Origin of the sequence: Enterobacter sp. MGH 38 (assembly GCF_000492855.1) — a bacterium.
Taxonomy (GTDB): Bacteria; Pseudomonadota; Gammaproteobacteria; order Enterobacterales; family Enterobacteriaceae; genus Enterobacter; species Enterobacter hormaechei_C.
Genome location: NZ_KI535607.1, coordinates 1,711,958 through 1,734,041 on the forward strand (window position 1 = coordinate 1,711,958; position 22,084 = coordinate 1,734,041).

Below are 22,084 nucleotides of genomic sequence, written 5' to 3' on the forward strand. Positions count from 1 at the left end.
TTGGAATAGTAGACGATAAATACAAGATGTTGGGTCGGCGTGCATTTTAAGTGCTACATATAGTGATTTGCATCAAACATGTTTGCGATTTTTTTGATGCAGGACAAAGTAAAAAGACGAGAGTACAAACGGCGGGCGCTGGGGCAATTGTAAAGACGCGAAGGAAAAATCTGATTAATTATTCAACAAAAACAGCAAAGTAAGCCGGACACGGCATCGTGCCCGGCGGAGGAATTACTGCTTTAGCCACCACACGGCTTCAAACGGACGAAGCATTGAGGTTTGAGGGGCGGGGTAGTTGCTTATCACCATCTGTGACACGCCGCTGAGAGCGTCCGCTTGCCATTCCTGAGGCAAATGGCTCAGGTTCGCCACCACCATCAGCGTTTGCCCCTGCCACTGGCGGCGATAGCACCACAGGGAAGGGTGGTCAGGCAGGAGATCCTCATAATCCCCCCACGTCAGTACCGGCAGGGTTTTGCGCAGGCGAATCAGCGACTGATAGGTGTAGAACACCGAATCGGGGTCGTCCAGCGCCGCGCGGACATTCACGGTTTCGTAGTTGTCGCAAACGCCAATCCACGGCTCGGCCTCGGTAAAGCCCGCATTGTGCGAGGCGTCCCACTGCATCGGCGTGCGGCCATTATCGCGTGACTTACTCGCCAGAATCGCCAGTAGTTCATCGGTATCGCGTCCGTTAGCCCGCTGTTCGGCGAACATGTTCAGACTTTCCACGTCGCGGTAGTCGGTGATACGGCTGAAATGCGGGTTGGTCATACCCAGCTCTTCACCCTGGTAGATATACGGCGTGCCCTGCATCCCGTGCAGCACCATGCCGAGCATTTTCGCCGCCGCCACGCGGTGTTCCCCTTCGTCACCAAAGCGCGACACGATGCGCGGCTGGTCATGGTTACACCAGAACAGCGCGTTCCAGGCTTTGTTGTGCATCCCCTGCTGCCAGTGGCGGAAAAGGGTTTTCAGCGCCACGAAGTCCGGCTTTGCCTTCGTCCATTTTTCGCCGCCGGGGTAGTCCACCTTGAGGTGGTGGAAGTTAAAGGTCATCGACAGCTCGCGGCCATCAAGAGACGCATACTGCTGGCAGTTCTCCAGCGAGGTGGAGGACATCTCGCCCACCGTCATCAGGTTACGCGGGGTAAAGACGTCCCGGCTCATCTCCTGAAGATATTCGTGGATGCGCGGCCCGTCAGTGTAGAAGCGGCGACCGTCGCCGAGGGTATCGTCCGGGAAATCCTGATCTTTTGAAACCAGGTTGATGACGTCCAGACGTAAGCCGTCCACGCCGCGATCGGCCCAGAACTCGCACACTTTTTTCAGCTCGGCGCGCACCGCCGGGTTTTCCCAGTTGAGATCCGCCTGCTCCGGTGCGAACAGGTGCAGATAATACTGTTCGCTTTCGGCGTGCCAGCGCCAGGCGTTGCCGCCAAATTTGGAGCGCCAGTTGTTGGGAAGCGTATCCGGCGTACCGTCCCGCCAGATATAGAACTGGCGGTACGGACTCGCTTTATCCAGCGACTCGCGGAACCAGGCGTGCTGCGTGGACGTGTGGTTAAAGACCATATCCAGCACGATGCGGATACCGTGTTCATGCGCCCGGGCAACCAGTTCGTCAAAGTCGTCCAGCGTGCCGTAGGTCGGGTCAATGGCAGTGTAGTTCGCCACGTCGTAACCGTTATCCACCTGCGGCGAGATATAAAACGGCGTCAGCCAGATAGCGTCAATGCCGAGGGTTTTCAGGTAGTCCAGGCGCTGCGTTACGCCGCGTAGATCGCCCGTGCCGCTGCCGGTGGTATCCTGGAAACTCTTTGGGTAAATCTGATAGATGACGCCGTTCTGCCACCAGTGAGGAAGGGTATTCATAGTGCGTTCCTGCAAATGCGAAGGGGCGCAACTGCGCCCCGAAAGAGAGAATTAAACAATCTGCAACGTGCCCTGACGGAACTTACGCTGATAAACCACGGTAGTCAGCGCCATTGGGATGATAATCGCCACCGCCATCGCCAGCGCAAATACCTGCCAGAAAGCGGGCTGAATGGAGAGGATCCCCGGCAGGCCGCCGACGCCAATCCCGTTTGCCATCACGCCGTTCAGGCCGCACAGCAAGCCCGCCAGACCGGAGCCGATCATCGCGCAGAGCATCGGGAAGCGGTATTTCAGGTTGATACCGTACATCGCCGGTTCAGTGACGCCGAGGTAAGCGGAGATAGCAGCCGGAACGGAGATCTCACGCTCGTTGTGCTTACGGCTGACGATGATGATGCCGGTTACCGCTGAGGCCTGCGCAATGTTAGACAGGGCGATGATCGGCCAGACAGGCGTACCGCCGAGGCTCTGGATCATTTGCATATCGATCGCCAGCGTGGTCTGGTGCACGCCGGTGATCACCAGCGGAGCGTAGAGGAAGCCAAACAGCGCGGCACCGATTGGCGCGAAGCTGCCGGTCATCAGGTGACGGACCGCGAAGGCCACGCCGTCGCCAATCATGCGGCCAAACGGACCGATAAAGGCGTGCGCCAGGAACACCGCCAGGATCAGCGAGCAGACCGGGACCACCACCAGATACAGGTAATCCGGCACGATGCGCTTCAGGCGCGTCTCAATAAAGCCCAGCGCCAGACCCGCCAGCAATGCCGGGATTACCTGCGCCTGATAGCCCACTTTGGCGATGGTAAACAGGCCGAAGTTCCACACCTCTGGCGTTTGCTGACCAAGTAAGTAAGCGTTCATTAACTGCGGAGAGACCAGCGTCACGCCGAGCACGATACCGAGAATTGGCGTTCCGCCCATCTTGCGCACCGCGGACCAGCAGATCCCGACCGGCAGATAGAAGAAGATCGCTTCGCCAATCAGCCACAGGAAGTCATAGATACTTTGCAGCGCCGGGTACATCTGCGCCAGGGTTTTGCCGTCGCTCATTGGCACATCGCCGATGACGTTACGGAAGCCCAGAATTAAGCCCCCGCTGATCAGCGCTGGCAGCAGCGGGAAGAAGATCTCCGCAAAATGGGAAATCAGCTGCTCATGCCATTTCATATTCTGACGCGCGGCCTTCTTCGCCTGCTCTTTATCTGCGGAAGAGTGCCCGGTAGTCGCCAGCAGAGCCTGATAGTAATCGCCCACTTCGGTACCAATCACCACCTGGAACTGCCCGGCATTGGTGAAGCAGCCTTTAACCATGGAAAGCTCTTCAATGGCCTTCGGGTTGGCTTTGGCCGGATCGTTCAGCACGAAGCGCAGGCGGGTAATGCAATGGCTGACGGTGGCGATGTTGTCGCGTCCGCCGACCAGGACGATCAGCTGATCGATATCTGTTTGTTTGACTTTACTCATCATGAAACCTCATGACAGATGGTGATAGGGGTTATGACCTGTGCGCAAGCCTACTCCTTCAACGTGACGGCGAAAATGGGAACGTTCCCGAAATCGGGCGAAGATCACAATAATCCGCTGTGTGAGGGCACACTGGATTGCATTTCACTCGCAGTTTTTATGAATTTCTTCTCAAGAGTGTTTAAAAAATATCAGGTCAATATCTTAAAAATACAGGGAAGATCTTAAACATGATCTGGCCGGAACTTTACAGTCGGTTTCAGGCATAAGCTTGTCTTCATATACTGAAATAAACGTAGAGCAATAATGTACGGGAACAACGAGATCGTCAGTTATTTACAGGCCAATAAAATACTTGCGCTTAAACTCGACCATGCTGTTACTGCGGTCGGCCAGAACGTCAAAACACAGGTGAATATGATAGGGAAAGGCGCCACTCGGCTGTTGTATTACGCCTCATGTTTCACTGATGAATACAATGATGTTTGCCTGAGACAGAAGAGCGAAGACCTACGCTTCAGAGATGCCGTTTATAAATTAGTAAGCGGTGTGGATGTAGTCTATGAAATGCTTAGACTGTATTTTGAGGAAGTTTTCAAATACAAAAATCCTAAACAGTTAGAGTATATTAAACAGCGGCTAATGGCTGTAAATGTCCACATCGCTGCGGTTAGCCTTACCGGTGCCGGGTTTACATTAGCCGTTGCCGCCTGCGTTCGCCTTGGATTAAATATCAGCCTCGAATTAAGCGCCATTACCGGAAGATGGGCTTCCCGAGGTATTGCTTTTATTGGGCTGTATGGGGTAGTACAGCAAGCCGCCGATAGCGCGCATCGTCTGTACGTTGAATTTCCCGCCTGGTACTCGGCACTTTATGCTCAAGGGCTTGAAATGCTTTATTTTCTCATTGAGCCTGTGTTTCGCAGGACGGACGCGACACGTGCGCAATGGGCATCTGATGACGACATTGCGGATATCATCACCAGGTTGATCAGATAACAATGATGAATTACATCAAACGTTTTTTACGTTGGCAGGGGCGAATTATATTTTCGGTCTACGGCCCGGCCGCGTTAACAATCCTGTTTGCCCTGATACAGGCCCATTTCTTCCCCGGCAGTCCTGTCTGGCCAATTGGGCTTTTCTTCATTGTGGTCATGATTGTTTTTGGCTGCTATGTGAAATGGTAAAAGGCCAAACATTTCAATACAGATAACCACTAATAAGGTATTTCTATGTCTGCTCCCGCACATTTATGGCTTGAAGATGAGAATGGCTCGCCGATTGTCGGTTGTTGTGCAATGCCACTGCGTCTTGGATCTATTGAATTAAAATCCTTTTCCCATGGCGTAACTATTCCGGTTGACCCAAGCTGGGGAAAACTCACTGGTACACGCGTACATCGGCCTATAACAATAGTCAAAGAATTTGATCAGACAACGCCGCTTCTTTACCGGGCAGTTTGCGAAGGGCGAACCATGAAGAAGGCGACAATTAAAATGTACCGTATTCTTGAGTCTGGGATTGAGGCTGAGTATTTCAATATTATTCTGGAAAACGTCAAGTTCACAACGGTAGCGCCGTATCTCTCCCCCGGCAGTATGACCAGTACCCACCTGGAAACGCTGGAGCTGCGCTATGAGGCAATTACCTGGAAGTATACCGAAGGCAATATCCTGTACCGTGATTCATGGAACGATCGCTGTTGCGCATGAAAGCGAAAGGACTATGAGAGACGGGCAGGAATAACGATCTGACGCGGCTCAGCGCGCCCGTTGATCTGCTCTATCAGCTGCGCGGCAGCCTGCTGGCCAGACTCGGCGTAACCCGGATCAACGCTGATAATCTCCGGGTGTAAGAACTTCATCAGCGGCGTGCTTCCCACGCTCGCTAATTGCAGCTCCCCGATGCGCTGCTCCTGCAAATATTTGCTCGCACCCAATGCAAGGGTATCCGTGGCGCATACCAGGGCGGTGGTTTGTGGCGTCAGCACGCTGGAGACCTGTTCATATCCCTGTTTCATACCCAGACCAGGCAGCGCGGCCACGGCGGGGAGATTGTGTTTTTTACAAAACGCCAGGTACGCTTCATGGCGACGCTTGCCGGTGGTGATGTCGGCATGCGGCACGCCGAGATAGCTAATATGCCGATGGCCCTGTTCATACAGGCGCTGCATCAGGATCACGATCGCCCCTTCGTCATCGTAACAGACAGAGGCAAACCCGCTTGCGTCGCGCGCCAGCAGCACCAGTGACGGCTGCCAGGGTTTAAGCACGTCCTCTTTTAGGCCGGTAAATCCGAACAGCACCACCCCATCAATATTACGGCGCTGAAGCATACCGAGATGCTCCTCCACCATTTGCGCGGAGAACTTGCTCTCCATCATGATCGGATCGTAGCCCTGCTCGTAGAACGCGGGCAGCATCGTCTGTACGGCGAGGTTTTCGGAGAGGGAATCCAGGCGCGAGACGATAATGGCGACCACTTTATCGCTCTGCCCGCGCATGGCGCGCGCGGAGCGGGAAGGGGAAAAACCGTGCTGATTCATCACCGCCTCGACGCGCTCGCGTGTGCGCTCGCTGACACCGCTTTCGTTGTTCAGCACGCGTGAGACAGTCGATTTCCCCACGCCGCTTAAACGCGCGATGTCTTTAATCGTAAGGCGGTTCTGCATGCTGTATTCCCTGTAACAACGATAAAATAATCAATTGAGCCTAATGCTATCCTGCGAATTCGCTATGGGCAAAGTCTGGTTTACGTTCGGTTTATTTGCAGGGCGTTATAATACCGCCCGATTAGTCACAAACGGTATGGATAAATCTCTATACTGCGCGCCGATACCCAACTTTTTACTTACCGGAGGCCACATGGATCCCGATCCCACACCTCTCCTGACCCGGAGAAAACCTTCTTACCGGTAAGCCAGCTTTTTGCTGTCTCACCGGCGTGAGGCAGCAACGTTCATACGTTCCTGCTTGATAAATTAAGTGCCTGACAGGTACGGCTTTGCCACGCCTGCGGGAAAGACTGCGTCCGCCTTTGCGGATGCGGGGGAATGACTATGCTGAAAAATATCACCCGGCAGCTGCAAGCGCTGCTGAGCCGTCACCTGCCACATCGCCTGATTGCGCGCGATCCGCTGCCAAATGCCAACACCATGGCGGGAGCGGCAATCCCCGCTTCCCTGACCGAGCGCTGCCTGAACGTGGCGGCGATGGATGAAAACGAAGTCTGGCGCGCCTTTGGCGGCCACCCGGAAGGGCTGAACGCGCAAGAAGTGTCAAAAATCCGCGCGGAACATGGCGATAACCAGATCCCGGCGCAGAAACCCTCTCCCTGGTGGGTCCACCTGTGGCTCTGCTACCGCAATCCGTTCAACCTGCTGCTGACGGTGCTCGGGATTATCTCTTACGCCACTGAAGATCTGTTTGCCGCAGGCGTGATTGCCCTGATGGTAGGGATCTCCACGCTGCTGAACTTTATTCAGGAAGCGCGCTCCACCAAAGCGGCGGATGCGCTGAAAGCGATGGTCAGCAACACCGCCACCGTGTCGCGCGTGATTAACGACCTCGGCGAAAACGCCTGGATTGAGCTTCCCATTGACCAGCTGGTGCCGGGCGATCTGGTGAAGCTGGCGGCGGGGGACATGATCCCGGCGGATTTACGTATCATCCAGGCGCGGGATCTGTTCGTCGCGCAGGCGTCACTCACCGGTGAATCCCTGCCCGTAGAGAAGGTGGCGCGGACCCGCGATCCGCAGCAGATGAACCCGCTGGAGTGCGACACCCTGTGCTTTATGGGCACCACGGTGGTTAGTGGCACCGCGCAGGCGATTGTCACCGCCACCGGCGGCAATACATGGTTTGGACAGCTTGCCGGACGCGTCAGCGAGCAGGAGAGCGAGCCGAATGCGTTCCAGAAAGGCATTGGCCGCGTCAGCATGCTGCTGATCCGCTTTATGATGGTCATGACGCCAATTGTCCTGCTGATCAACGGCTACACCAAAGGCGACTGGTGGGAAGCGGCGCTGTTCGCGCTCTCCGTGGCCGTTGGCTTAACGCCGGAAATGCTGCCGATGATTGTCACCTCCACGCTGGCGCGCGGGGCGGTCAAACTCTCTAAACAAAAGGTGATCGTTAAACACCTCGACGCCATCCAGAACTTTGGCGCGATGGACATTCTTTGCACCGATAAAACCGGCACCCTGACCCAGGACAAAATCGTGCTGGAGAACCACACCGATATCGCCGGAAAGACCAGCGAACGGGTGCTGTACAGCGCGTGGCTGAACAGCCACTACCAGACCGGGCTGAAAAACCTGCTCGACGTGGCGGTGCTGGAAGGTGTGGATGAAGAGTCTGCCCGCATGCTCTCCGGGCGCTGGCAGAAGGTGGACGAAATTCCGTTCGACTTTGAACGACGCCGCATGTCGGTGGTGGTCAGCGAGCAGCCGGACGTGCATCAGCTGATCTGCAAAGGGGCATTGCAGGAGATCCTGAATGTTTCCACGCAGGTGCGCCATAACGGCGAGATCGTGCCGCTGGATGAGACCATGCTGCGCCGCATCAAACGCGTCACCGATAACCTGAACCGCCAGGGGCTGCGCGTGGTGGCGGTAGCCAGCAAGTTCCTGCCCGCGCGGGAAGGGGACTACCAGCGTATCGATGAATCTGATTTGATCCTCGAGGGTTACATCGCATTCCTCGATCCGCCGAAAGAGACCACCGCACCTGCGCTGAAAGCGCTGAAAGCGAGCGGTATCACCGTCAAAATTCTCACCGGCGACAGCGAGCTGGTGGCGGCAAAAGTGTGCGCCGAAGTGGGGCTGGACGCAGGCGACGTGGTGGTGGGGAGCGACATCGAAACGCTTTCTGACGACGAACTGGCGCAGCTTGCCCAGCGCACCACGCTGTTTGCCCGCCTGACGCCGATGCACAAAGAACGCATCGTAACGCTGCTGCGTCGTGAAGGGCACGTGGTGGGCTTTATGGGCGACGGCATCAACGATGCGCCGGCCCTGCGTGCGGCGGATATCGGTATCTCCGTAGACGGCGCGGTGGATATTGCCCGCGAAGCAGCGGATATCATTCTGCTGGAAAAGAGCCTGATGGTGCTGGAGGAGGGCGTCATCGAAGGGCGTCGCACCTTCGCCAATATGCTCAAATACATCAAAATGACCGCCAGCTCGAACTTCGGCAACGTCTTCAGCGTGCTGGTGGCGAGCGCGTTTCTGCCGTTTCTGCCGATGCTGCCGCTGCATCTGCTGATCCAGAACCTGATGTACGATGTCTCTCAGGTCGCCATCCCGTTTGATAACGTGGACGACGAGCAGATCCAGAAGCCGCAGCGCTGGAACCCCGCCGATCTGGGGCGCTTTATGCTGTTCTTTGGGCCGATCAGCTCTATCTTCGACATTCTGACTTTCTGCCTGATGTGGTTTGTGTTCCACGCCAACACCCCGGAACACCAGACGCTGTTCCAGTCCGGCTGGTTCGTGGTGGGGCTGCTGTCCCAGACGCTGATTGTGCACATGATCCGCACCCGCCGCATTCCGTTCATTCAGAGCCGTGCCGCGTGGCCGCTGATTGTGATGACGGGCATTGTGATGGCGCTCGGGATCGCGCTGCCGTTCTCGCCGCTGGCAAGCTACCTGCAACTTCAGGCGCTACCGCTGAGCTACTTCCCATGGCTGGTGGCGATCCTCGCGGGTTACATGGTGCTGACGCAGATGGTGAAGGGGTTCTATAGCCGTCGGTATGGGTGGCAGTAACGGCAAGCCCGGTGGCGCTGCGCTTACCGGGCCTACGATCCGAACGTAGGCCGGGTAAGGCGAAGCCGCCACCCGGCAGCTGGCTTTCCTCCCAAATTCAACAACCTGTGATCTCCGTCGGCGCATTCGCTTGACGACAATTTGAGCGCATGTTAACAGAATGTTTTGCCTGTATTTGGCCCGTCAGATAAGGAACATTCATGTTACGGTACAGTCTCTTAACCGCCGGGCTTATGCTCGGCGCCTCCGCCTTTGCCGCACCGGCAGGCGACCTTCCCTTAATGCCCTGGCCTGCGAAGGTTGAACGCCCGACCACTCAGGGCGCGCTGGAGCTTAACAATCAACTCACCGTGAGCGTAAGTGGCGACGATCTGGGGGATGCGGTCAACCGCCTGCGCCAGCGCATCGCCCTTCAAACCGGCTGGACGCTACAGCCGCAGGCCGAAAAACCTGACAAGCCGACCATCCGCATCGCCATCGCCAAAAAGGTGAAGCCGCAGCCGCTGCCGGACAGCGATGAGAGCTATAAACTCACGGTGGACGCCAACGGCGTAAATATCTCCGCCAATACCCGCTTCGGCGCGCTGCGCGCCATGGAAACCTTGCTTCAGCTGATGCAGAACGGCGCCGAAAACACCTCGATCCCGTGGGTGACCATTGAAGATTCGCCGCGCTTCCCGTGGCGCGGGCTGCTGCTCGATTCGGCGCGCCACTTCCTCCCGATTCCGGATATTAAACGCCAGATCGACGGCATGGCCGCGGCGAAGCTCAACGTGCTGCACTGGCATTTGACCGACGATCAGGGCTGGCGCTTCAGCTCAAAGCGCTACCCTAAGCTGACCCAGCTTGCCAGCGACGGGCTGTTCTACACCCCTGAGCAGATGCGCGAGATTGTGCGTTACGCTGCCGAACGCGGCATACGCGTGGTGCCGGAAATTGATATGCCGGGCCACGCCTCGGCGATTGCCGTCGCCTACCCGGAGCTGATGAGCGCGCCGGGGCCATACGCCATGGAGCGCCACTGGGGCGTGCTGAAGCCAGTGCTGGATCCCACCAAAGAGGCAACTTATACCTTTGCCGACGCGATGGTCAGCGAACTGGCGGCGATCTTCCCGGATCCATATCTGCATATTGGCGGCGATGAGGTTGACGACAGCCAGTGGAAAGCGAACGCTGCGATCCAGAGATTCATGCGCGACAATAAACTGGCGGACAGCCACGCGTTGCAGGCGTATTTCAACCGCAAGCTGGAGACGATCCTTGAGAAGCACCACCGGCAGATGGTTGGCTGGGATGAGATCTACCATCCCGATCTGCCGAAAAGCATTCTGATCCAGTCCTGGCAGGGACAGGACGCGCTGGGGCAGGTGGCGCAGAACGGTTATAAGGGCATTCTCTCAACCGGTTTCTACCTCGATCAGCCGCAATCAACCGCCTACCACTACCGCAATGAAATTGTGCCGCAGGGGCTGAACGGCGTGGATGTGATAGCGGACACCGACAGCGTCCAGAGCTGGGCTTTCTCCATGCCGCGCCTGAAGGGCAAGCCGGTGGAGGGGAGCTTCACCCTAGTGAAAGGGGATGCCGGCTGGCGCGGGTTTATTGATTTTGCCGGGAAATCGCGTCGGGCGGTGGATAACATTCAATGGCGGGACGACAATCAGGTAACGTTTACCGTTGATACCTGGATGGGTGAAACGCGTCCGGTCGTTTCTGTTGAGAACGATAAGCTCAGCGGCTATTTCCTGGTGGGTAACGCCCGCTACCCGATTAGCGGCACGCGTCTGGACGCTGTGCCAAAAGGCATACCGCCGGTGGTGCCGGACCCGGCGAACGAGGCCAATCTGCTCGGCGGTGAAGCCGCGCTGTGGGCGGAAAACGTGGTCGCGCCGGTGCTGGATATCCGTCTGTGGCCGCGCGCCTTTGCGGTGGCGGAGCGGCTATGGTCGGCGAAGGACGTCAACGACATCGACAACATGTATACCCGGCTCCAGGCGATGGACAGCTGGTCGACGGTGTCGGCTGGACTACAGCAGCATACCCAGCAGCAGGTGCAGTTCACGCGCCTCGCCAACAATGCGGATACCCTGCCGCTGCAAATTCTCGCCCAGGCGCTTGAACCGGCGCAGTATTACACCCGCCAGCATCTTAAGTTCCAGGCTGGAAACTATCATCAGTTTGAGCCGCTCAACCGGCTCGCTGATGCGCTAAACCCGGAAAGTGCGACCGGGCGTCAGATGAATAAATGGGCGGACCGTCTGGTGAGCGACGCGGAAGACACGGAAAGCGCCGACGCGCTGCGCCACGTCTTTAACCGCTGGCAGAACAACACCAGCGACGCGCTGGCGCTAAGCGAAAACAGCTATCAGTTGAAGGCCATTAAGCCGGTGATCCAGGAGGTGGATAAGCTGGCCGCGATTGGCCTGAGGCTGACGGATCTGGTGGCGCGCCAGGGCACGCTGGATGATAAAGAGATTGCGTCGATCCAGAGCGAACTGGATAACGCGGCGAAGGTTCAGGACGAGGTGGTGATTGCGGCGGTGTACCCGCTGGAAACGCTGCTGCGCGCGACGCGGAATCAGTAGTAAAGAACCCTCACCCCAGCCCTTTCCCAAAGGGAGAGGGTGTATAAATTCCCTCTCCCTTTGGGAGAGGGTTAGGGTGAGGGAATCAGATCACTCAGTCCTTCAACACCCATGCCTCTCTCCAGTGCGCGCCCACGCCTGGTTCAAACTGGTTTGCGGTTGGGCTGTACTGCACGCAGTAGCCGCTGAACGGGACAGGCCTGCATTCGTAGGTCTTACCGTCTTTCGGCTGTAGCACTACGGTGCCCGCTTTGTAGGACGCGACGTTATCCGGGAAGATAAAGTCATGCGGGCCGTTGCTGTCCGCCGCGTCGCTTTCCAGCATCAGATCCAGCACGTCCTGCGCGAACAGGGTGCCGTCTTTGTTGGTGGCGTAGTATTTCAGCATATGGTGACCCGCCGTGACGTCAGTCAGGGTCATGGTCACGTCCTGGCTGGCGTTATTCATCTCCTGCTTCAGATACCCCTTTTCCGCACCGCTGTGGTTCATCACGTGCGCTTCAACGTTCACGTCGCCTTTGGTGTTCACGTGGAAGGTGACGGACGCCTTGCCATTCTCGATTTTGCTGTAGTGCAGGTTAGATACCGCGATGGTTTCATTCACTTCCGCCTTCTGCTCTTCGTACGAAATCGCAACGGACTGGAGGGCGCTGCCGTCTTTGACGAAGACGCTGTTCGCGCCGTGAACCGGGCTAATTTCGCCCGCTTCATCCTTTACCCCGACACGCACATCGCTGTACGCGGCGTTGATCTTCTGCGCCAGATCGTAGGACCACTGGTTCGCATCCCCCTGGGCAACGGAGCCGATGGTCAGCTCGGTACGCAGGGCGGCAACTTCCCCGTTGGCGTCGAAGAAGCGTGCAATCACTTTATCGCCCGTGTTCAGGTTATTCCCGGCAATCTGTCCGCTCAGGGTTTTACTCCACTGGGATATCACCGCTGGGGTGTCGTCCGGCGTGACGTTGCCGCCGTTACCGAAATCAACGTCAATGGCCTGATAGAAACTGTTTGCGGTATCCGCAATTTCCCACACGCCATAAATAACCTGGTAGCCCGTACGTTCCGGGACATTACAGGTCATGGATTTTGTCATCGCCGGTGCCTGACCATTTCCGTTAATAGTACAGAACGGCGTTAATTCGAACTGGTCACGGGTCAGCGGTTTATTGGGGTCCCAGTTTTGTTTGGTAATGTAATAACGCCAGTTGGTGGTTTTATGCGGCGCGGTATGGTGCCAGACAAATTCATGCGGGCCTGCCGTCATGGGATTTTTGGTCCAGGCGTTCAGGCTCTGCTTATCAAGCTGGGAGTAGCTGGCAATACCGGCGCTGGCAAGCTGGCCGTCAGGCGGCATCGCACCCGTCGGGAAGCCGGAGGTCTTTTCTACGCTCTGCGGTTCATATTGTACAGAGCCACAGTCAATATTCTGGCCGAGCTTACACATATAAGCGCGGCTGGCAGGGGATTCTATATATCCGTGTGCAAGTGCGGAAGACGCAACCGTTAATGTGGTTACCGCCAGCGCAATTTTAGAGAGTTTCATTCATCATCCATTAATTAGAATAGAGCAAGGCAGCGTCAGTCTATTAATGGAGTGGCGGATGCGTCATTTTCCGGAGAGAGTAAAAATGGTCGAAATAAAAAAAGGCAGCCAGAGCTGCCTTCTCTTTCTTGAAATAAATTAGCGACGTACGGCAATCGCTTCAATTTCAATTTTCACGTCTTTTGGCAGACGCGCTACTTCCACGCAGGAGCGCGCCGGGAAGGTGGCGTTGTGCTCGGTGAAGAACGCTTCGTAAGTGGCGTTAACGGTCGCAAAATCATTCAGATCTTTCACGAACACGGTGGTTTTGACGATATCGCCCACTTTCAGACCGGCAGATTCGACGATCGCCTGCACGTTTTCCAGCGACTGACGCGCCTGCGCCGCTACGTCGGCAGGTACTTCACCGGTTTTTGGGTTCACCGGGATCTGGCCAGAAGTGATGATCATGCTGCCCAGATCAACGCCCTGAACGTATGGGCCGATAGCCGCTGGTGCATTTTCCGTCGCGAGTACTTTGCTCATTTTTTCTCCAGAATTACAGCGTTAAGAATGTTCCCGGCCATTATAACAGCCGGGATTTCATTACCAACCTCAATTAGTTGGCCAGCACCACATAATGAGAAAACTCTTTTTCGCAGTATTTGCATTTGAGTGCGATGTCATTGGCGCGCTTTTTCACTGCAAAGCTGGAGGAAACCGGCTCAGCATGACTGATGCAGTTGCTGTTCGGGCAGACCAGCACGCTTTCGATACGTTCTGGCAGGCTCGGGCGTGATTTGCCGACCACTTCGTACTCGTCGATGCGGTTGACGGTGGCGTCCGGCGCGTACAGCGACAGCTGGTTAACCTGCTCGTCGGTCAGGAAGGTGTTCTCGATTTTGATCAGGTCTTTGCGGCCCATCTCGCCCGACGGCAGGTTCAGGCCGATGGTGATGCGCTGGTCGGTTTCGGTCAGTTTGAACAGCGTCAGCAGCTTAAAGCCCACCTGCGCAGGGATGTGGTCAATCACGGTGCCACGCTTGATGGCTTCAACCTGGAGTTTGTTATCGTGTGTCATGGTCGTCTCCCCTTACAGAGCTAATTCGCGATTCAGAACCAGTGCCAGTAACGCCTGGCGAGCGAAGATGCCGTTCCCGGCCTGCTGGAAGTACCAGGCGTGCGGCGTTTTATCCACGTCTGTGGTGATCTCATCGATGCGCGGCAGCGGGTGCAGCACCTTCATGTTGTCGCGCGCGCCTTCGAGGTCGCCGGCGCGCAGCACGAACTGCGCCTTCACGTTGGCGTACTCGGATGGGTCAAGACGCTCTTTCTGCACGCGGGTCATGTAGAGAATATCCACGTTGCCCATCACCTCTTCGATGCTGGCGTGCAGGCTCCACGCGATGCCTTTTTCGTCCAGCATATCGAGAATGTACTGCGGCATCGCCAGCGCGTCCGGCGCGATGAAGAAGAAGCGGTTGCCGTTAAATTTCGCCAGCGCCTGGGTCAGGGAATGGACGGTTCGGCCATATTTCAGGTCCCCGACCATGGCGATGTTCAGGTTCTCAAGCGTGCCCTGCGTCTCCTGAATGGTGAACAGATCCAGCAGGGTCTGCGTTGGGTGCTGGTTGGCACCGTCACCGGCGTTCAGCACCGGAATGCCGCCGGAGAACTCGGTCGCCAGGCGCGCCGCGCCCTCCTGCGGGTGGCGCATCACAATCGCGTCGACGTAGGTACTGATAACCGAAATGGTATCCGCCAGGGTCTCGCCTTTTTTACCCAGCGACGTGTTGCTGCTGTCCGAGAAGCCCACCACGCTCGCGCCCAGGCGGTGCATGGAGGTTTCAAAGGAGAGGCGCGTGCGGGTCGAGGCTTCGAAGAAGCAGCTCGCAATCACCTTGTGCTTCAACAGCTCCGGTTGCGGATTGGCCTTCAGTTTTGCCGCGGTTTCCAGAACCAGTTCCAGCTCTTCGCGGCTGAGGTCGTTTATGGAAATGATGTGTTTTTGATAAAGCGGATTCATGTTTATCTCCTGACGCCGGGCAAAAAAAAGCCCCTCAAATGAGGGGCTCTGGGAATAGGTTTAGCAACGGGAAGAAAAACGGCAGGCCAGCGTCTGATTTCAGACGCGGTAAGACGTTGTGTCGTACACGCTTGACCATGCTTCCTCCCGGCAAATTGTCGGGCATTATACGCAGCTCGCTTTTGGGATCAAGCGATTTAATGCACGCTTTACTCAATGCAAACGGTTCTTTATGAATATTAATGCGTTCTGAGTAAATAATTAATTTGCTTATGCACCAGCGCGGTGCGCTTCACTATGCGGGGCGCGACCCAGACAATACTGCTTCCGGCCACCACGCCTAAAATTTCCGGTAACTGGTGATAATCCAGAATACGCGCCACCGCGCGGCCATATCCGGCGACGGTATGGATAAGGATAAATTCGCTGTTGTGCTCCACGCTCACCACCATTTCAGAGACGGTACGCGCCGCATCGGGGGCCGGGCGCAGCTGGGGATTCAGCGAATAAATCTTTAGTCCTTTGGCATTGCGAATTTTTATGACACCAAGCAACTTGAGCAGACGTGAAACGGTGGACTGGCTGATGGTCTCAAAACCCCGCTCCTGTAAGTCGCGGCGGATCTCTTCCTGGGAGAGATAGCTCTTTTCCGCGATCAGACGCTGGCAGACCGTTAGCTGTAGTTGCTCTTTGGGAGAGTACTCTTCGTAATCCATCATAGTTCCCATATCAGTTCCCGAAATAACCGGTGGCACCGCACCGATCCGTAGGCCGGATAAGCGCAGCGCCATCCGGCAAATCACAACAAAGCGCCCAGGCTTAACGCCACCATAATCACCACCGTTAAAATCCCCAGCAGCGGCGCGACCCATTTCAGATAACGCACGTAGGGCACGCGGGCGATAGCCAGCCCGCCCATCACGACGGCAGAGGTGGGAGTGATCAGGTTAACGATGCCGGACGCCGACTGGTAAGCCGTAACCACCAGGTCGCGGTTGACGTTAGCGAAATCGGCAAGGGGCGCCATGATCGGCATCGTCAGAACGGCCAGGCCGGACGAAGAAGGCACAAGAAACGACAGCACCACTTCCAGCCAGTACATCACGTTGATGAACGCCACCGTCGACAAGCCGGTGACCATTCCCTCGGCGCTGTGCAAAATGGTGTGGGTAATCATGCCCTTATCCATGATCACTACGATACCGCGCGCGATGCCGATAATCAGCGCGACGCCCAGCAAATCTCGCGCGCCGTTGATAAAGGTTGAGGTCAGCTCCTCTTCGCTCATGCGGGCGATCAGCCCGACGATAATGGCGCTGGCGAGGAACACCGCCGAGATCTCCGCCATCCACCAGCCCAGCACCGCCACGCCGTAGATCATCACCGCGAAGGCGAGGGCGAAGATCACCAGGATGAGTTTGCGCACCGGGGTAAACTCCAGCGACTGCTCGCCCTTGTTGCCGAGGAAGTGGGCGCGGTTCTCTTCCTGCTTATCCGCCACGATCGACAGCGACGGATCCTTGCGCACCTTACGGGCGTAACGCATTACCCACGCCACGCAGATGATCCAGCCGATCACCAGCAGCGCGATGCGCAACATGATGCCGTTGGTGAAGGGAATCCCGGCGGCGTTGGCGGCGATCACCGTGGCGAACGGGTTGATGGTGGAGCCGAGGGTGCCGATCCCCGCGCCGAGCAGCACGGTAGAGGCCGCAACCACCGGATCGAACCGCGCCGCCAGCATCACCGGCACCAGTAAGGTATAGAAGGGCAGCGACTCTTCTGCCATGCCGTAAATCGTGCCGCCCGCGGCAAACAGCGCCATCAGGATCGGGATCATCCACTCTTCGCGGCCGCGCAGCCGGGTGGTGACGCGCTCGATCCCGGCGTCTATCGCCCCGGTTTTGGTAACGATCCCGAGGAATCCGCCGATGATCAGAATAAACAGCGCCACGTCGATGGCTCCGGCCTGGCCGGATTCCGGATCGTACAGCCCGGCAATCGGCGCCATCAGCACGGAGACCAGACCTTGCGGGTGCGCTGCCACGTGCGCGTAGGTGCCAGCAACCGGCACTTCTTTACCGAGCGCCTCGTTCATTGCCATATGGTACTGCCCGGCCGGAACAATCCACGTCAGCACGGCAACCACGGCAATCAGAAAAAAGAGAATGGTGTAAGCGGAGGGAAACTTGAACTTGCCCATGATGTTCTCCTGAACCCGGCGCACCCCGCGGCGCGCCGGGCGGTGATTAGTCGCCGAGTGTCGCCACCATGACCGCCTTAATGGTGTGCATGCGGTTCTCTGCTTCGTCGAAGACGATGGAGTTCGGTGATTCGAAGACCTCTTCCGTCACCTCCAGCCCCTTCAGCCCGTACGCCATCTCGATTTCGCGGCCCACCTTAGTGTGCTCGTTGTGGAATGCCGGCAGGCAGTGCATGAACTTGACGTTCGGGTTACCGGTGGCCTTCATCACGTCCGCGTTAATCTGATATGGCTTCATCAGGCTGACGCGCTCGGCCCAGGCTTCCTTCGGCTCGCCCATGGAGACCCACACGTCGGTGTAGAGAAAATCGGTCCCCTGCACGCCTTCTTCCACGTCGTCGGTGAGGGTGATGCGCGCGCCCGTCTCTTTCGCAATGGCGCGGCACTGCTCAACCAGGCCTGCCTCCGGCCAGAAGGATTTCGGCGCCACGAGGCGGATATCCATCCCCATCTTGGCCGCACCGACCATCAGCGAGTTGCCCATGTTGTTGCGCGCGTCGCCGAGATAGGCAAAGCTCAGCTCCGGCAGGGTTTTGCCCGGGGAGTGCTCCAGCATGGTCATCAGATCGGCGAGAATTTGGGTCGGGTGGAACTCGTCGGTCAGGCCGTTCCACACCGGCACCCCCGCGTACTCGCCCAGCTCTTCAACGATGGCCTGGCCGTAGCCGCGATATTCGATGCCGTCATACATGCGGCCCAGCACGCGGGCGGTGTCTTTCATCGACTCTTTATGGCCAATCTGCGAGCCGCTTGGGCCGAGATAGGTGACCTGCGCGCCCTGGTCGAACGCGCCCACTTCGAAGGCGCAGCGGGTGCGGGTGGAGGTTTTTTCAAAGATCAGGGCGATGTTTTTCCCGACCAGGGTTTGCTTCTCGCGCCCGGCTTTTTTGGCGGCCTTGAGCTCGATGGCGAGGTCAATCAGGTACTGGATCTCCGCCGGGGTGTAGTCCAGCAGTTTCAGGAAGTTGCGGTTTTTCAGGTTAATGGTCATGGGGAAATCCTTTTTAAATTGTTAGCTGTCTGATGCCCTCACCCCGGCCCTCTCCCACGGGGAGAGGGGGGCTTACATTCCCTCTCCCTCCGGGAGAGGGTTAGGGTGAGGGGAGGGGTTTAGTTACGAATCAACGTGCCTTTCTCGCCCGCCAGGATCTCCGCGCCGTCATTCAGCGCGCCGATCCCGGCAATGCCGCCGCAGGCCTCAACAAACTCGCGGCAGGCGGCTACTTTCGGCCCCATCGATCCGGCGTCGAACTGCATGCCTCTGAGCAGCTCCGGCGTCACCTGCGCCAGCGGACGTTGGGTTGGCTTGCCCCAGTCGAGGTACACCGCGTCGGCATCGGTGAGGATCAGCAGGGCGTCGGCCTCGATCTGGCGCGCCAGCAGGGCGGCGGAGAGGTCTTTGTCGATCACCGCCTCAATGCCGCGATAGCCGTTGGCGTTTTCCACCACCGGCACGCCGCCGCCGCCGTTGCAGATCACCAGATGGTCGCGCTGGATAAGCGCCGTGATGGCGTCGCTCTCGACAATGCGCTTCGGCTGCGGAGAGGGCACCACGCGGCGGAAGTAGCTGCCGTCGGCCTTAAACACCCAGCCTTTCTCCGCGGCCAGCGTTTTTGCCTGGGCTTCGCTGTAGACCGGGCCGATGTACTTGGTCGGGTTACTGAAGGCCGGGTCGGCGGCGTCCACTTCCACCTGCGTGAGCAGGACGCTGACCTCGCGCTGGGGCAGATTGTTTTTCAGCGCCTGCTGGAGCATGTAGCCGATCATCCCCTGGCTTTCGGCGCCGAGAACGTCCAGCGGGTAGGGCGTGACTTTGTCGTAGGCGCTGTTTTGCAGCGCCAGCAGTCCGACCTGCGGGCCGTTGCCGTGCACCAGCACCACGCGCCACTGCTCCGTTAAGCCGGCGATGGTGCGGGCGGCCTGCTCGATGTTCTGGCGCTGGATGTCCGCTTCAAGCGGTTCGCCGCGCTTGAGCAGCGCGTTGCCGCCAAGGGCCACAACCAGAGTGGGTTTACGTTCCATGATGGCTCCTTTAAATTCCGTCGCGTTCCAGTGGGCAGCTCATGCAGCGTGCGCCGCCGCGACCGCGTCCCAGCTCGTCGCCCGGGATCGGCAGCACGGTGATGCCCGCCTTGTCGTACTTCTCGTTGGTCCAGACGTTGCGCTCGTAGCCGATCACCACGCCCGGGCGGATGGTCAGGACGTTGTTAGCGTCGTTCCACTGCTCGCGTTCGGCTTCAAAGGCATCGCCGCCGGTGGTGATCAGACGTACCTGGTTAATGCCGAGCGCTTTCTCGATGGCGTGCAGCAGGTCGGTTTCCTGGGTGCGCAGCAGGCCGCCGCGGCCGTCCGGGGTGAGCGTCCAGCACTGGGCGTCTTTGCGCACCACTTCCGGGTAGACGGAGAAGGTATCCACGTCGATGTGGGTCATGACGGTGTCGAGGTGCATGCAGGAGCGGTGTTTTGGCAGCTCAACGGCAATCACGCGCTCGGCCTGGCGGTGTTTAAACAGGCTGTTAGCGAGGAACTCCACGCCCTGCGGGGTGGTGCGTTCGGACATGCCGATCAATACCGCCCCGCGACCAATGACTAATACGTCGCCGCCTTCTAAAGTGGCGTGGTCGTAATTAATATTCTCGTCGCCGAAATACTTAATAAACTCGCCGTCGGCAAATGCGGGATGCCAGCGATATATTGCCCGCAGGTTATTCGTTTCACGCTGGCGGGCGGGTTTCGCCATCGGATTAATGGAGACGCCGTTATATATCCAGCAGGAGGTATCGCGGGTAAATAAGTGGTTCGGCAGCGGCTTCATAATAAAATCATTTGCCGTGTGGGTATCGACCACCATATTTTTAATGGCCGCCGGAATTTCACCGTAGGTTAATCCGCCGCTTAACCTGCGCGCCAGTTCGCGGTGCGGCATATCCGCCAGCCAGCCGCGTACGTCGGCGGCGAAGGTTGGCCCCAGGCGATAGTCGGAGATTTGTGTTTCAAGAAGCCAGGCTTTTGCTTCCGCAATATCAAGCGTTTGCGTAAGAAGGTCGGTCAACAGGAGGACTTCCACACCCTGCTCGCGCAGCGTGTTTGCGAAGATGTCATGCTCTTCACCCGCCCGTTCAACCGAGAGCACGTCATCAAATAACAGCTCCTGACAGTTTGAGGGGGTTAACCGTTTCAGACTTAAATTAGGACGGTGCAGCATAACGCTACGCAATTGACCAATTTCAGAACCGACGTAATGCTTTTCCATAATTATTCCTTTAACTTTTTTCAGAATAAAAAGGGCATGCGCCATGTGAGGTGTTTAATTTCATGGCGGCTAAGCTCAATAGATTTCGTGAGTTATAGTAGGCGCTTAAATAATGGTTATTGTGACATTGCTCACGCGAAAACCGATATTGATGAGTTTGTTTTCAATTGCATGATTCGTATCAGATAATGATTAATTTCATATTATTACGGGATGAATAGCTAAGCAGGAACGGGTGGCAATATTTGAGTTTGTTATTATTTTGTAGAATTACACGTTTTGAAATGTTTAGTTATATGGTTGATTTTAATAGATAAAATGTTGATTCGGGAATAGCTATGCAATAATGACAGTTAACTATTTTTCACTTAAGATAAATCAATAAATAATTATGGATTTTTAAAGGAAATAACCAAAGTGATAAAGTGTGATATGCCAACAGGTTTTGTGAGTTACGTTTTAAATTCAGTGAGTTAGACCCTATGTGCAAAGTGCATGAAATGAGGTTATGCATAACCACTGCATAAATGCCTGTGTGCAATTAACAGTGGATTAACACATTTCCCGATAAACATGCGCTGACGCAAATCTTGTCAAAAAAGGGCTGGTATGGAAGAAGCAATTCTCGTATAAAACATGAAAATGAAACAATGTTTTAATCTGAGGGTTGTATCATGATTATTGGCAATATTCATCATCTCCAGTCCTGGCTGCCAGAAGAGCTGCGTCAGGCCATTGAGCACGTTAAGGCCCACGTCACCGACGCGACGCCGACCGGCAAGCACGACATCAACGGCAACAGCCTGTTTTATTTGGTTTCGGAGGACATGACCCAGCCGTTCGCCGAGCGTCGTGCTGAATACCATGCACGCTATCTGGATATTCAGATTGTGCTGAAGGGGCAGGAAGGGATGACCTTCAGTACCCTGCCGCACGGTACGCCGGACACCGACTGGCTGGCGGACAAAGACATCGCGTTCCTGCCGGAAGGCGAGCAGGAGAAAACCGTGGTGCTGAGCGAAGGGGATTTTGTGGTGTTCTGGCCGGGTGAGGTGCATAAGCCGCTGTGCGCGGTGGGGGCACCTGCTAAGGTCAGGAAAGTGGTTGTTAAAATGCTGGTGGAGTAATTTTCCCTCACCCTAACCCTCTCCCCGTGGGAGAGGGCCGGGGTGAGGGCACCAGACCGCACCCACGCATAATGTGATCCAGCTTAAACTTCCCGCACTCCCTCTCCATCTCTCATTTACCTGCGCTTTTCCTGCGTCATAGTATGATCGTTAATTTAACGAACGCTGTTCTATAATGTAGAACAAAATG

General features: G+C 56.6%; 18 protein-coding genes and 1 pseudogene. 6 read left to right on the top strand and 13 right to left on the bottom strand.

The features are described from left to right. Nucleotides 1-234: 234 nt before the first annotated feature. Both treC and treB read right to left on the bottom strand, forming a co-directional pair. Complete coding sequence (treC, locus tag L384_RS12815; protein WP_023324065.1) at nt 235-1,878, bottom strand: alpha,alpha-phosphotrehalase; 1,644 nt, start codon at nt 1,876-1,878, stop codon at nt 235-237. Nucleotides 1,879-1,929: 51 nt separating this feature from the next. Then, nucleotides 1,930-3,348 carry a PTS trehalose transporter subunit IIBC gene (gene treB / locus L384_RS12810; RefSeq protein ID WP_003863402.1) on the bottom strand — a complete coding sequence of 473 codons (1,419 nt, stop codon included), beginning with the start codon at nt 3,346-3,348 and terminating at the stop codon, nt 1,930-1,932. A gap of 306 nt (nt 3,349-3,654) precedes the next feature. Between treB and L384_RS12800 the strand changes: the two genes are divergently transcribed. Continuing rightward, nucleotides 3,655-4,347 (top strand): hypothetical protein, encoded by a 693-nt coding sequence (locus L384_RS12800; protein ID WP_003863400.1) that lies wholly within the window; start codon nt 3,655-3,657, stop codon nt 4,345-4,347. A 236-nt stretch (nt 4,348-4,583) separates the two neighbouring features. Next, nucleotides 4,584-5,063 (top strand): Hcp family type VI secretion system effector, encoded by a 480-nt coding sequence (locus tag L384_RS0121035; RefSeq protein ID WP_003863398.1) that lies wholly within the window; start codon nt 4,584-4,586, stop codon nt 5,061-5,063. 11 nt (nt 5,064-5,074) lie between these two features. Here the strand turns inward: L384_RS0121035 and treR are convergent, their stop codons facing one another. Then, complete coding sequence (treR, locus tag L384_RS12790) at nt 5,075-6,022, bottom strand: trehalose operon repressor TreR (RefSeq protein ID WP_023324066.1); 948 nt, start codon at nt 6,020-6,022, stop codon at nt 5,075-5,077. 387 nt (nt 6,023-6,409) lie between these two features. Between treR and mgtA the strand changes: the two genes are divergently transcribed. Together mgtA and L384_RS12780 are read left to right on the top strand one after the other, a co-directional pair. Then, the gene (gene mgtA / locus L384_RS12785) at nt 6,410-9,118 is read left to right on the top strand and encodes a magnesium-translocating P-type ATPase (RefSeq protein ID WP_023324067.1); all 2,709 of its coding nucleotides are present in this window, start codon (nt 6,410-6,412) and stop codon (nt 9,116-9,118) included. Between the two features lie 200 nt (nt 9,119-9,318). Then, on the top strand, nt 9,319-11,703 hold the full coding sequence (locus tag L384_RS12780) for a beta-N-acetylhexosaminidase (RefSeq protein ID WP_023324068.1): 2,385 nt from the start codon (nt 9,319-9,321) through the stop codon (nt 11,701-11,703). A gap of 94 nt (nt 11,704-11,797) precedes the next feature. Here the strand turns inward: L384_RS12780 and gbpA are convergent, their stop codons facing one another. From gbpA to L384_RS21860, 5 genes are all read right to left on the bottom strand, one after another. Then, nucleotides 11,798-13,246 carry an N-acetylglucosamine-binding protein GbpA gene (gbpA, locus tag L384_RS12775; protein WP_023315294.1) on the bottom strand — a complete coding sequence of 483 codons (1,449 nt, stop codon included), beginning with the start codon at nt 13,244-13,246 and terminating at the stop codon, nt 11,798-11,800. A 138-nt stretch (nt 13,247-13,384) separates the two neighbouring features. After that, nucleotides 13,385-13,771, bottom strand: a complete 387-nt coding sequence (gene ridA / locus L384_RS12770) for a 2-iminobutanoate/2-iminopropanoate deaminase (RefSeq protein ID WP_003863373.1) — start codon at nt 13,769-13,771, stop codon at nt 13,385-13,387. 73 nt (nt 13,772-13,844) lie between these two features. Continuing rightward, on the bottom strand, nt 13,845-14,306 hold the full coding sequence (gene pyrI, locus L384_RS12765) for an aspartate carbamoyltransferase regulatory subunit (RefSeq protein WP_008501390.1): 462 nt from the start codon (nt 14,304-14,306) through the stop codon (nt 13,845-13,847). 12 nt (nt 14,307-14,318) lie between these two features. Then, on the bottom strand, nt 14,319-15,251 hold the full coding sequence (pyrB, locus tag L384_RS12760) for an aspartate carbamoyltransferase (protein WP_022650292.1): 933 nt from the start codon (nt 15,249-15,251) through the stop codon (nt 14,319-14,321). A gap of 34 nt (nt 15,252-15,285) precedes the next feature. Continuing rightward, nucleotides 15,286-15,390 (bottom strand): pyrBI operon leader peptide, encoded by a 105-nt coding sequence (locus L384_RS21860; protein WP_022646880.1) that lies wholly within the window; start codon nt 15,388-15,390, stop codon nt 15,286-15,288. On the opposite strand from L384_RS21860, the pseudogene L384_RS22420 reads away from it, so the two are divergent. Continuing rightward, nucleotides 15,370-15,487: pseudogene (locus L384_RS22420) on the top strand (hypothetical protein). The gene L384_RS21860 and the pseudogene L384_RS22420 sit on opposite strands and share 21 nt — an antisense overlap. Before the next feature lie 3 nt (nt 15,488-15,490). Here L384_RS22420 and L384_RS12755 read toward each other — a convergent pair. From L384_RS12755 to arcA, 5 genes are all read right to left on the bottom strand, one after another. After that, complete coding sequence (locus tag L384_RS12755) at nt 15,491-15,970, bottom strand: arginine repressor (protein ID WP_032608385.1); 480 nt, start codon at nt 15,968-15,970, stop codon at nt 15,491-15,493. 80 nt (nt 15,971-16,050) lie between these two features. Continuing rightward, nucleotides 16,051-17,454: a YfcC family protein gene (locus tag L384_RS12750; RefSeq protein WP_003863365.1), complete on the bottom strand. Its 1,404-nt coding sequence runs from the start codon at nt 17,452-17,454 to the stop codon at nt 16,051-16,053. A gap of 46 nt (nt 17,455-17,500) precedes the next feature. Next, on the bottom strand, nt 17,501-18,505 hold the full coding sequence (gene argF, locus L384_RS12745; RefSeq protein ID WP_003863360.1) for an ornithine carbamoyltransferase: 1,005 nt from the start codon (nt 18,503-18,505) through the stop codon (nt 17,501-17,503). A gap of 119 nt (nt 18,506-18,624) precedes the next feature. Beyond that, entirely contained in the window at nt 18,625-19,536 is a 912-nt protein-coding gene (locus tag L384_RS12740; protein ID WP_003862918.1) for a carbamate kinase, read from the bottom strand. A gap of 10 nt (nt 19,537-19,546) precedes the next feature. Continuing rightward, complete coding sequence (gene arcA, locus L384_RS12735) at nt 19,547-20,767, bottom strand: arginine deiminase (RefSeq protein ID WP_023305333.1); 1,221 nt, start codon at nt 20,765-20,767, stop codon at nt 19,547-19,549. A gap of 674 nt (nt 20,768-21,441) precedes the next feature. Here arcA and L384_RS12730 point away from each other — a divergent pair. Then, nucleotides 21,442-21,894 (top strand): YhcH/YjgK/YiaL family protein, encoded by a 453-nt coding sequence (locus L384_RS12730; RefSeq protein ID WP_023315297.1) that lies wholly within the window; start codon nt 21,442-21,444, stop codon nt 21,892-21,894. Nucleotides 21,895-22,084 lie beyond the last annotated feature (190 nt).